General features: G+C 50.3%; 8 protein-coding genes (1 of these 8 only partly in view). 7 read left to right on the top strand and 1 reads right to left on the bottom strand.

The window, feature by feature from the left end:
* The first annotated feature begins 459 nt into the window (after positions 1-459).
* Positions 460-675, top strand: a complete 216-nt coding sequence (locus ACN6MW_RS11485; RefSeq protein WP_364151592.1) for a hypothetical protein — start codon at positions 460-462, stop codon at positions 673-675.
* A 72-nt stretch (positions 676-747) separates the two neighbouring features.
* Here ACN6MW_RS11485 and ACN6MW_RS11480 read toward each other — a convergent pair whose 3' ends face one another.
* Entirely contained in the window at positions 748-1,716 is a 969-nt protein-coding gene (locus ACN6MW_RS11480; protein WP_364151590.1) for a sugar phosphate isomerase/epimerase family protein, read from the bottom strand.
* 310 nt (positions 1,717-2,026) lie between these two features.
* Here ACN6MW_RS11480 and ACN6MW_RS11475 point away from each other — a divergent pair, with 310 nt between their 5' ends.
* The 6 genes from ACN6MW_RS11475 to ligA all read left to right on the top strand — a co-directional run.
* Positions 2,027-3,142, top strand: coding sequence for a S1C family serine protease (locus tag ACN6MW_RS11475; protein WP_419875533.1), 1,116 nt, complete (start codon positions 2,027-2,029; stop codon positions 3,140-3,142).
* 58 nt (positions 3,143-3,200) lie between these two features.
* The gene (locus ACN6MW_RS11470; protein WP_419875532.1) at positions 3,201-5,126 is read left to right on the top strand and encodes a copper amine oxidase N-terminal domain-containing protein; all 1,926 of its coding nucleotides are present in this window, start codon (positions 3,201-3,203) and stop codon (positions 5,124-5,126) included.
* 200 nt (positions 5,127-5,326) lie between these two features.
* Positions 5,327-7,843: a DUF3656 domain-containing U32 family peptidase gene (locus tag ACN6MW_RS11465; RefSeq protein ID WP_419875531.1), complete on the top strand. Its 2,517-nt coding sequence runs from the start codon at positions 5,327-5,329 to the stop codon at positions 7,841-7,843.
* Positions 7,844-8,026: 183 nt separating this feature from the next.
* Positions 8,027-8,746, top strand: coding sequence for a heptaprenylglyceryl phosphate synthase (locus ACN6MW_RS11460; RefSeq protein WP_419875530.1), 720 nt, complete (start codon positions 8,027-8,029; stop codon positions 8,744-8,746).
* Positions 8,747-9,009: 263 nt separating this feature from the next.
* Positions 9,010-11,388: a DNA helicase PcrA gene (pcrA, locus tag ACN6MW_RS11455; RefSeq protein WP_419875529.1), complete on the top strand. Its 2,379-nt coding sequence runs from the start codon at positions 9,010-9,012 to the stop codon at positions 11,386-11,388.
* 63 nt (positions 11,389-11,451) lie between these two features.
* Positions 11,452-12,260 carry the 5' portion of an NAD-dependent DNA ligase LigA gene (ligA, locus tag ACN6MW_RS11450; protein WP_419876327.1) on the top strand. It continues 1,195 nt past the right edge of the window, so only the first 809 of its 2,004 coding nucleotides appear in the window; its start codon is at positions 11,452-11,454; the stop codon falls past the right edge of the window.

Here is a 12,260-nt window from a genome sequence, read left to right as displayed (position 1 = left end):
GCTGTTTTATTTTTCGTATCTGTAAGCACTATGAAAATGTATGGCATATCAGGTTGTAAATGAACAAAAAAATAAAATGTAAAGTGCGTGAATTACTTTAATATCAGCGTATTTATGAAAATTGATTGTGGTGAAATAGTTAAGTGAATGGAGCTGGAGGGTATCATTTAGATATAATTACACACAGGAAGTTATGCAGTCATTCGTAATGAAATGAGCCTAGAACTGAACCCGCCGGGGGCAATTGCATTTCGTGAATACGCGCAGTTATAGATTATGGAAGAGATGGACAATTTATAAGTGCGGCATAACGCAGAGAAGCCGGGCATTGAGAAGGAGAAAATATTTTTTGAATTCGTGACAAAGTTGTTACGAATCCCGATTCAGACTTGCATCAGAAGCCACAAAAAGCTAACATATAGTAATATAGGTTACGTGCGAAAAAAAGGAGGCCCCTTCATGTTTTTAGCAGCAGAAGCAGCTCATACTGCAAGTAAAATTGGTACTTTCGATTGGTTTATGCTTGCATTTACCGTATTGATCGCAATCGGTTTGTTTCGTCTTTTGAACACACGTCCGAAGAAAAACATTTTCGCGATTGGATTTACGGCCGTATCACTCGCATTGTTCTTGTTGATCGATTTCATCATGATCACTAAGGTTTGGTTAGCTTAGCATTTCGCATAAAAAAAGGTCTGCCGGACAAGTCTGGCAGACCTTTTTTCTATGTCAAAAATAGGAGAGAGATTAAACCCACCACATCTCGCCAAGCGGCTCGCGGATAAGGATTTGTTGTAGATTTTGAACAGCTTTCGTGAAGCCTTCGTCAACCGACATCAAGCCGTCCTCATGCTCGATGCTGACGACATAGTCGTAGCCGACAAGACGAAGAGCGCTAAGGATGTCTGCCCATGTTTTTAAGTCATGGCCATAACCGACAGTGCGGAACTGCCAAGCGCGGTCCAGCATCAATGCGTAGGATTGCATATCCGTCACGCCGTGATGGTTGACGTTGATTGGGTCAATCGTTGTATCTTTCGCGTGGAAATGGTGAATGGCTCCTGCGCGTCCGAGGATATGTACGGCTTGTACCGGATCAATGCCCTGCCACCACATGTGGCTCGGATCCAGGTTAGCTCCGATTGCATTTCCAGCCGCTTCGCGTAGACGAAGAAGGGTAGCCGGACTGTGTACGGAGAAGCCGCCATGCAGCTCAAGACCGATTTTTATGCCGCTTGCCGTAGCGAGCTTGCCGATCTCAGACCAATAAGGAATAACTTTTGCTTCCCATTGCCATTTCAAAATATCTTGGAAATCGTTCGGCCATGGAGCAACCGGCCAGTTTGGATATTTAGCATCCTCATGATCGCCAGGGCAACCAGAGAAAGTATTGACGACCGATACTTCAAGACGGTTAGCAAGCTCGATCGTTTTACGAATAACTTCGTCATGCTCCGTCGAAATCGCCTTTTGCGGATGCAGCGGATTGGCATGGCAGCTAAGTGCGCTAATCATCAATCCACGCGATTCTACCGCATGCTTAAACGCTTTCAGTTTTCCCTCGTCAGCAAGCAATCCGTCAAGATCGCAATGTGCGTCTCCCGGGTAACCGCCCGTTCCGATTTCGATGGCGTCGAGCCCTTTGGAGGCGATATAATCGAGCGCTTCCTCGAACGGCTTTTGTGCAAAAAGAACGCTAAATACTCCTAATTTCATTTATTCCTTTACCTCCCGAATCCATCAAATGGATTGATTTAGTAGTCCCACATAGTATACCACTTCTGTAATGAGAACACATAACCGAAACCAAATTTGACAAAATCGCATAATAACAAAGCAAAACTAGCATATTGCGGGACTTAAGGTATATTTTCATGTTGCTTATGCACTATAAAATCTACTAATTTTCATTGTGATTTTTGGGAATATATGCTACATTACAGTCTGATTACTATATTTGGAATACTGACAATTTACTAGAAATAGATTCGACGCATAAGAGTAGCGTTAAGAGGAGAGGGAATTCATGAAGAGCAGAATGCTCCGCATAGGAAGTATCATTATGCTGGGAGCGATGGTCACTGCCGGTACGGCTTGGGCAGCAAGCACGAACACGGCGTCGACCCATGTACTGAATGCAAAAAAAATCAATGGCGAGGTTTACGTCAAGGCAAGCTCGCTCACAAGCGCGCTTGGCGGAACCGGAACCTTTGATTCCAAGACCAACACCTACGCATACACTCCGACCGATATTCCGTCAGTCGTAAAGAAAGTGTCTCCGTCAGTCGTTGCGATTATTGGTAAACCGACGGATATCGGATCCGCGGATCCAAGATACGCGCTGGCTCATGGAACGGGCGTTATTATTCGTGCGGATGGCTGGATCGTAACCAATGCGCATGTCGTGGAGGATATGACCAATTTGGTCGTCGTTACGGCGGACGGCAAGAAGTACGATGCCGTAAGGACGCATCACGATGAGGCGAGCGACCTGGCATTGGTGAAGATCAAAGCTTCAAAGCTCCCCATAGCGAAACTTGCGGCATCCCCGCTTAAGGTGCAGGCTGGCGAAACGGTTGTGGCAATCGGAACACCGGTATCGTTCTCGCTCCGGAACACCGCAACAAGCGGAATTTTGAGCGGCATGAACCGCAGTGTGTCGTCTGCCTACAATCTGCTTCAAACGGATGCGGCGATTAACCCGGGAAACAGCGGCGGACCGCTCGTGAACATGAAGGGCGAGGTCATCGGCATTAACTCGCTGAAGTTCGTAGAGATAGGCGTCGATAATCTGGGCTTCTCCATTCCGGCGGATACGGTTCAATACGTGACCAATCATTTCTTCAAATATGGCCATGTCAAACGCGCCTCGCTCGGGCTAGAGCTGGAGGAAAGCTGGTCTGCGCTTATCGGCATTCCAACCTCTGATCCGTTGACCGTCAAAACCGTAACCTCGGCTGCGGCCCAAAAAGCAGGCATTCAAAACGGCGATTTGCTTTATAAGGTTGCAGGTAAGCAAGTCTCGACTATCGTTGAGTTGAATGAACTTTTAAAAAGCTATTTGCCTGGCCAGCAGGTGGAAGTCATGCTGCAAATCGACGGCGATCTCGTGACAAGGAAGCTGACGTTGGCTGAGGGTTAATATCAAAAAGCAAGATCAGGTTTACTGCACTTATATGATAATAGGGAGATATTAAAAGATGAAATTAAATGTAATTCGAAGAATGATTATGCTGCTATTGCCGGCATTGCTGGTTCTATCGCTGCTGCCGGCAGCGGCGTTCGCGGCAGATGCGGGCACGCAGGTCGAGGTTCGTTTGAAGGCGGGCAGCAAAACGGTCAAAATAAACGGCGCATCCTCTACGGTTGAAGCCCCTTTTGTAAGCAGCGGCACAACGATGGTTCCGTTGAAAGTCATAACGAATGCATTTGGCGCGGAGCTTAAACTAGAAAACGGCAATGTCATCACTCTTATCTATAATGACCGCAAAGTCGTTTTAACGTTTGGCAGCAAAACGGTTAAAGTAAACGGCGCGGCGAAAGCCGTTGCCGTAGCCCCAGTCGTTGTAAAAGGATCCACAATGGTTCCGCTTCGCGTCATTGTTGAAGCATTCGGCGCAAAAATTTCAGCGGACAGCGCTACAAAAGAAACCGTTATTATCGGCGTACGCGCACAATCGTCTGGAACGGGCGGCACATCCATCGATTCCGATTACGGAAAAACGAAAATCGGCGACAGCTACTATGGCTGGTCATTGAACTACCCAGCCGGTTTAGTACAGGTTTTGCAAAGCGATAACGGCGATTACGTTAAATGGGCGGATACCGCGGATTCGTCTAAAGTAGCCGCTCAAGTGAACGTGATTACGGAGCATGTCGGAGACGATACGCTGACTAGCGAAGAACAACGCGATCTTCTTAACAGCTATTATGATGAGGATGAAATTACGGTAGACAAGCGGACGATTACCGTAAACGGACTTGTCTTCGAAAAACAGATCACCTACACAAAAGAAACCAAAATGTATTATGAGTACCGCGGCATTCAAAAAGACGATATCTATTTTATCGTCATTGTCGGTTTGAAAGGCACGGACAAGTCGGTGTTGAACAGCTATGCCGGTCTCCTCAACAGCTTCACGCCTTCTTTTAATCAAGCAGATAAGTCAATCAAAAATATTACAAAGGTGAAGGATGGATTTATCACCTTTAAGGATGCCGATTACGGATTTACCGTTAAGCTTCCTTCCGATTGGTACAGCGATAGAGACAGCACAACTCCGACGTATGTTAACGAAACCGATGTTTTCTCGTTTAACCTGTCCTCGCTGACAGCAGGCGATACGCTTGAAAACTGGGCTTTCCGGAGAGAAGCGCGTGTACGCGAAGACTTCATAAGCTCGAATGTGCGCAACTTCGTAACGACGCCTATAGAGCTTAAAGACGGCAAGGCTATATCGTTGAGCTATGAATATACCTTTGGCAACAACGTGTGGTTTACTTTTAATGAGGTATTGCTTATTTCGGGCAACTACCGTTATTCGCTCGATTATGGTTACCTATCTTCAACCAGCGCGAAGAGCAGCGCAGCATTCAAGCAGGTGATTGCTACCGTTGACATTGATACGGCTTTCATCGAGAAAAATTTCGGTTTGGTAGAAGATGAATCCGATCTTGTGGATCGGAGCAAAAGAGTAACGAAGCGCAGTGCGACGTACGGCTATTCAATCGATATTCCGGCGTACTGGTACGGCGTGCAAAATAATTTTAACAAAGACGAAGTGTACTATAATTACAGTGCGGGAGATATGGTCATCTTCGAGTCTGAGTTTGACGCTTCATCCTATGCTTCCGGCTTGGCACAGTACGCGAATTCATCGGATAGCATTGCGCAAGGGGTGACCATTAAAGAGTCCTCCACAGTGACGATTAACGGAAAAACAGCACAAAAAGTGGTTCTGCATGCTGCAAAGCCGGAGAGAGATATTCCGCATACGCTGACGTATTACATATTTAATACGGACAATGGATCAATGGTGTTTATCTTTGCGGTTTATGATGTTCACGCTACGGAAAGCAACCTTAAGATCGTCAATGAAACAGCCCAAACGATTCGCTTTAATTAAGGAATGCGAATGGAAAGACTGGTCTCCCTAATGGGGTGACCGGTCTTTTTTTCTATTGCCAGCGGCTCTGAGCGGTGCGGAAACGGTGCTGCTGCCGTTTATCCAACTGCTAGTGCCAGTAATGTGTAGTGGTATAGATGTCCGAGGTTTGTTAAGATAATAACAGCAGGTGTTAAGGATGAGAGGAATGGATCGTTAAAATGACAGATACTATAGTAAGATCGGACATAGAGCTGCTGGCTCCGGCCGGCGATTGGGATTGTATGAGAGCGGCTGTCGCCAATGGCGCGGATGCGATATTTTTTGGCGTGGAGAAGTTTAATGCGCGCGCGCGCGCGAATAACTTCCGCAGCGAGGAACTGCCGGAAATTATGGCTTTTCTTCATACGTATGGGGTAAAAGGTTTTCTGACGTTCAACATTCTTGTGTTTGAGGATGAGCTGAGAGATGCGCAGAAGCTGATAGAAATGTGTATCGATGCAGGCGTGGATGCCGTTATCGTACAGGATTTGGGCCTTGTGAAGCTGATTCGCGAGCTCTCGCCGGACTTTCCGATTCACGGCTCCACGCAAATGACGATAACCTCGCCCGAGGCTGTCGAGTTTACGAAGCCCTTTGGTATTGAACGGGTCGTACTTGGACGGGAGAATAACCTGAAGCAGATTCGCACGATCGGCGAGCAGGCGAAGCTTCCGATGGAAGTGTTCGTACACGGCGCGTTATGCGTATCGTATTCGGGTCAGTGCTTGACGTCCGAGATGTGGGGCGGACGCTCGGCTAACCGCGGCGAATGCGCGCAGGCTTGCCGGCTGCCTTATGATTTGATGGTCGACGGAGAGATTCAGCCGATGGGAGACATCGCTTATTTGCTGTCGCCGAAGGATTTGGCGGCCATCGATATCGTGCCTGAGCTTATCCAAGCAGGCGTTAAGTCGTTTAAAATAGAAGGACGTCTCAAAAGTCCGGAGTATGTCGCGAATGTCGTGAGCAAGTATCGGCGCGCGATCGATAAATATTTCGACGGCGATTTGTCGAAGCCGTCGGTGGAGGACGTGCGTGAGCTGCAGCAAAGCTTCTCGCGCGGCTTCACGCATGGTTTCCTGTCGGGAACGAACAACAAGATGCTTGTTGAGGGCACGTTCCCGAAAAGCCGTGGCGTCTACCTCGGCCGCGTGGAGCGCATAATGCGCGATGCGGTTACGCTGCGGATCGATGCGCCTTTGAAGCGCGGCGATGGCATTGTGTTTGACGCAGGCGACCCGACGAAGAAGGAAGAGGGCGGCCGCGTTTATGATATTCGCCGGCAAGGCGTGAAAATCGAAGGCGAAGCGCAGGAAGGCACAATGATCGAACTGGTAGCGGGCCGTAATGACGTGGATCTGCGCAAAGTGCATGTCGGCGACCGCGTATGGAAAACCAACGATCCGGCGCTGGACAAGCGTCTGAGAGCTTCATTTGAAACCGAAAAGCCTTACCGCGTATTTCCGCTTCATATAAGAGTCACCGGCGCGCTGGGTCAGCCTATGCGAACCTGGTGGACGGATGTTCAAAAAGGAACGACCGTCGAGGTGGTTACGGAGCTGGAGCTGGAGCAGGCGCAGAAGCGTCCAATGGATGCCGCGCTGCTCGAAGATCAATTGGGCCGTCTAGGTGGTACCGTATATCAGTTGGAAAAGCTGGAAGTGGATCTGCAAGGCGATTTGATCGTACCGATCCGTGAGCTGAACCGGCTGCGCCGCGAAGCGGTTGAGCTGCTTTCCGGCGAACGGCCGAAGCCGCCGGTCTATGTGAAAAATCATGTTGATGCGCGTGCCGACGTGCCGAAGAAGGATATTCTGGCTCCGCAAAATGGCAAGGATGCGAATTTAATCGCGTTGTGCCGTACTTTGGAGCAGGTGCAGGCAGCCGTCAAAACCGATGTTGCATACGTATATGCCGATTTTGAATTTATTAAGCAATTTCCGGCAGCCATCGCTGCCGCTCGCGAAGCGGGCAAACCGATCGCGCTGGCAACCCCGCGTATTCATATGCCGGGCGAGAACGGCTACCATGCGAATATTTTGAAGCTGCAGCCTGATGCGGTGCTCGTGCGGAACACGGGAGCTCTTTATTATTACCTCCGTGCCCGCGCAGCTAATCCGGATAAGCCTTTTCCTAAACTGATCGGCGATTTCTCGCTGAATGTGGCTAACCATAAGGCGGTTAACCTGTTCACGGAGGTCGGGCTTGATCTGATTACCCCGTCCTACGATTTGAACATCCAGCAGATGGTCGATCTGCTTGAAAGCTCGGATACATCGATGCTGGAAATGGTCATCCATCAGCATTTGCCGATGTTCCACACGGAGCACTGCGTGTATTGCACCTTTATGAGCGAAGGGACCGACTTCACGAACTGCGGCCGGCCATGCGAGGAGAAGCGTGCGTCCTTGCAGGACCGCATCGGAATGGCGCATCCCGTTCGCGTTGACGAAGGGTGCCGCAATACCGTGTACAATGCGATCGAGCAATCGGGCGCCGAATATATCCGTAATTTCGTAAGCATGGGCGTTTCCAACTTCCGCGTTGAGTTTTTGGAAGAAACGCCGGAGAAGGTGCTTGAGGTGCTAGGACTCTATCGCGATGCGCTTGATGGCCGCATCAGCGGTACGCAAGTATGGCGGAGCCTCAAGGCGATCAACCAGCTTGGCGTTACGCGCGGACAGCTCGTTAAATAACGAGCACATGGAGGTAAGTTTCAACCGTCTTCTCTTTTTCTCGGGAGGACGGTTTTTTATTTGAAGGTAGATCGAGGCGGTTAAGCGTTATGATTTGACACGATATTCGCCCTGGCATAGCATAGTAGGATAACGCAATTATGAGGCATTCGATTTTTGTGAAAAAGCGAGGCGTGATCATCCATGAATGGTGCTTGGTTTTCCGGCTGGAGGCATGTATTTAAACTCGACCCGGATCGAGAAATATCCGATGAAACGCTGGATGCCATCTGTACATCGGGTACCGATGCGGTAATCGTCGGCGGCTCCAGCGGCGTTACATTTGAAAATATAGTTGATCTTATGGCGCGTATCCGCAGGTATGAGGTAGACTGCGCTCTTGAGGTTTCTACCTTGGATGGCGCGGTTCCCGGCTTTGACGGATACTTTATACCGCTCGTTCTCAACACGGGCAGGGCGGAATGGATAACGGGCTGGCAAACCGAAGGGCTGAAGGAATACGGAAATTTTGTTCCTTGGGAAGAAACGGCGGCGCAGGGATACGTTATTTTGAATGCGGAAGCCACCGCGGCGAAGCTGACCGAAGCGAAGACGGATCTGGATGAAGCGGAGCTGATTGCGCATGTGCGCATGGCCGACCGCTTAATGAGGCTTCCGGTAATTTATTTGGAGTATAGCGGTAAATTTGGCGATATGAAGCTGGTGAAGCGGGCAAGAATGGCGGCTGTTCAAGCGCAAATATTTTATGGCGGCGGCATTGATAACGCGGAGAGAGCGCGTCAAGCCGCGGAGGTCGCTCATACCGTCGTCGTTGGAAATGTCATATATAACGATTTGGCGGCTGCCTTATCCACGGTCGCTGCCGTACAAGAGACGGTTAGCAGCAGCCTTCAGGCGAAGTAGGTTTTCGGAACAACTAGTGTAATTCAGAAATTCAGCGAGCTTAAAATGGTGCTGCACGGCATAAGAAGAAACGGTTTCTTATGTAGTGCGGCGCTATTTTTCTGTATAAGCGTATCCTTTGCAAAGACGGACGAAAAGTACTCCGTTTCAGGCCGTTTATGACGGAAATTGGACGGTATTTTTTTGGGTTTGCAAATTGACACGCGGAGGGTCGTTGTCTACACTGAAGAGAGGCGAACATATGCGAACAAAGGAGTCGGAGCATGTTGAATTATATTAGCATCGAGCAAGCGGTACAGAAGCTGAATCCGCCGCAGCGTGAAGCTGTTCAAGCGACTGACGGGCCGCTATTGATCATGGCCGGAGCGGGCAGCGGCAAGACGCGCGTACTGACGCATCGAATTGCTTACTTAATAGAAAAAAAGCGTGTAGCGCCATGGAGTATTCTCGCTATCACCTTTACGAATAAAGCATCGCGCGAAATGCAGGATCGGGTAAGCGCGCTCGTTGGATCATCGGGTCGGGATATATGGGTATCCACCTTTCACTCGATGTGCGTGCGCATCCTGCGCAGAGATATCGACCGGATCGGCTTTACATCCAGCTTTTCGATACTCGATTCCTCGGATCAGCTGTCGGTCATTCGCGGCTGCATGAAAGATATGAATATCGATACGAAGAAATTTGAGCCGAAGGCGGTTCAAGCCGCAATCAGCAGTTCAAAAAACGAACTGATTTCGCCTGAGCAATTCGAGCAGAAAGTCGGCGATTATTTTGACGGCATCGTTGCCCAGGTATTCACGAAATACCAGAAAAAGCTGAGAGCCAACAACTCTCTGGACTTTGACGATCTTATTATGATGACGATTCAATTGTTCAAGGACGTGCCTGAGGTGCTTGAGTTTTACCAGAACAAGTTCCGCTACATTCACGTCGATGAGTATCAGGATACGAATAGAGCGCAATATATGCTGACGCGGATGCTTGCGGATAAGCATCACAACATTTGCGTAGTCGGCGACAGCGATCAATCCATTTACCGCTGGCGGGGCGCGGATATTACGAACATTTTGAATTTTGAGGGCGATTATCCCGAAGCCCGGACGATCATGCTGGAGCAGAATTACCGCTCGACCGCCAATATCCTGGATGCCGCGAATGCGGTTATAAAGCTGAATACCGGCCGGAAGCCGAAGAGGCTCTGGACGGATCAAGGCGCCGGCGATCTAATCGCTCTTTATCAAGCGGATACAGAGCATGATGAAGGTTACTTCGTAACGGGCGAAATTCGCAAAAACATAAATAAAGGCCATAAATTTGCCGATCATGCCATTTTGTATCGTACGAATGCGCAGTCGCGGGTTATAGAGGAAATACTCATAAAATCGGATATCCCTTACCAGATCGTCGGGGGCATCAAGTTCTACGACCGCAAAGAGATCAAAGACATTCTCGGTTATTTGAAGCTTGTTTCGAATCCGGATGACGATATCAGCCTGGTGCGTATCATTAATGTGCCAAAGCGGGGGATCGGCGATACCACAGTCGGCAAGCTCGCGGATGAAGCGGCGCGCAGAGGGACCTCGATCTACCGCGTATTGAATGATTTAGGCGAAGTAGAGGTCAACGGCCGTACGCGAACGCTGCTGCGCGAGTTTTATGAGATTATCGACAATCTCACCCGTATGGTTGATTACTTATCGGTGACAGAGCTGACAGAGAAGGTGCTCGAGCTGTCGCAGTACCGCCTTGAGCTGCATCAGGAGAATACGTTGGAATCGAAGGCGCGCCTCGAAAATATCGATGAGTTCCTGTCCGTGACCATGGATTTCGAGAAACGGAACGAAGACCGTACGCTCGTTGCCTTCTTGACGGATTTGGCACTCATTGCCGATATTGATTCCTTGAACAAGGACGAAGAAGAAGCGGAAAAGAACAAGGATGCCATCACTTTGATGACGATGCACAGCGCCAAGGGACTTGAGTTTCCTGTTGTCTTCATTATCGGAATGGAGGAAAGCGTGTTTCCGCACAGCCGGGCGCTCGCTGATAACGAAGAGCTGGAGGAGGAGCGCCGGCTCGCTTATGTAGGCATTACCCGCGCGGAGAAACGGTTGTACCTGACCTGCGCGCGCATGCGGACTTTATTCGGCCGTACGAGCAGCAACCTCCCTTCACGGTTTTTGCAAGAAATACCGGAGAGCGTCAGAGAAGGCGCATCAAGCGGCAGCGGGGGTTACTCGCGCGCAGGTGCACGCAGCAGCGGCGTTAGCGTGACGGGCGGTACGGGCGCGGCAGCAGGTAGCCGTGGTGTACCGGGACGCGCACCGGCTAGCGGTGCAGGCGGCCGTTCCCCTGGCTTCGGAGGAGCAAGTCCGGCAGCGGCGGGCGGCAGAGGCGGCGTGCGAGTAAGCACTCCGCTGCAGGATGCAGCCCGAACGGCGCAGGGCAGCGCTACGGCAGGAGGATCGGCACCTGGGGAATTTGCATCTGGCGAGAGAGTGTCGCATGGCAAATGGGGCATCGGCGTCATCGTTTCCGTCAAAGGGACCGGCAAGGACATGGAGCTCAATATCGCCTTCCCGGCACCGATCGGCATCAAGCGTTTACTTGCGGGCTTCGCGCCAATAACGAAAGTGTAAGATGGCTTGGTCAATTTGTACGATTAGAAGGAGGAGCCTTCCGTGAACGCTCAATTAGAGAGGATGCAACAGCTTGTTGCGATTATTACAGAGCATAATTACCGCTACTACACGCTGGATGACCCGACCGTAAACGATGCTGATTATGACAAGCTTTATGACGAGCTCGTCGCGCTCGAAGCGGAGCTCGGCATGGTATTGCCAGAATCGCCGACCCAGCGCGTAGGCGCAGACTTGCTCAAAGGCTTTGAGCCGTATAAGCACCGCGCCCGGTTATGGAGCCTGGATAAGGCGCAGGATACCGAGGATCTGCTTGCATGGAATGCGAGGTTGCTTAAAGCTGTAGCGGACTATAACGCGAAGCATCCTGAAGAAGAGCCGCTTCCCCAGCCGACCTATGTGGTTGAGCTGAAGTTTGACGGACTGACGCTGAACCTGACTTACGAGGACGGACAGCTGGTTCAAGCGGCGACTCGCGGAAACGGAACCGTGGGGGAAGGCATTTTGCAGCAGGTACGCACCATTCGTTCGGTTCCGCTTACGATACCGTTTAACGACGGCATCGTCGAGGTTCAGGGGGAAGGCATCATGCAGCTTTCGGTGCTGGCGAAGTATAATGAGACCGCGGCCGAGCCGCTCAAAAATGCCCGCAATGCAGCCGCAGGCGCGCTGCGCAATCTTAATCCAAAAGTGACGGCCGAGCGGAAGCTGAACGCCTTCTTCTATAATGTCGGCTTTGCAGACGGCGTTGCATTTGCGGATCATCGGGAGATGCAGCAGTTTTTAAAGGATAACCGATTTAAAGTGAACCCGTATGTCACCTATCAGAATACGATCGAAGAGGTACAGGAAGAGCTGGTTCGCGTGACGGA

It is taken from the genome of Pristimantibacillus sp. PTI5 (assembly GCF_048572955.1).
Classification (GTDB): Bacteria; Bacillota; Bacilli; order Paenibacillales; family Paenibacillaceae; genus Pristimantibacillus.
The sequence above is the reverse complement of the archived record's forward strand: the minus strand, read 5'-3'. Positions and strand labels throughout refer to the sequence as shown.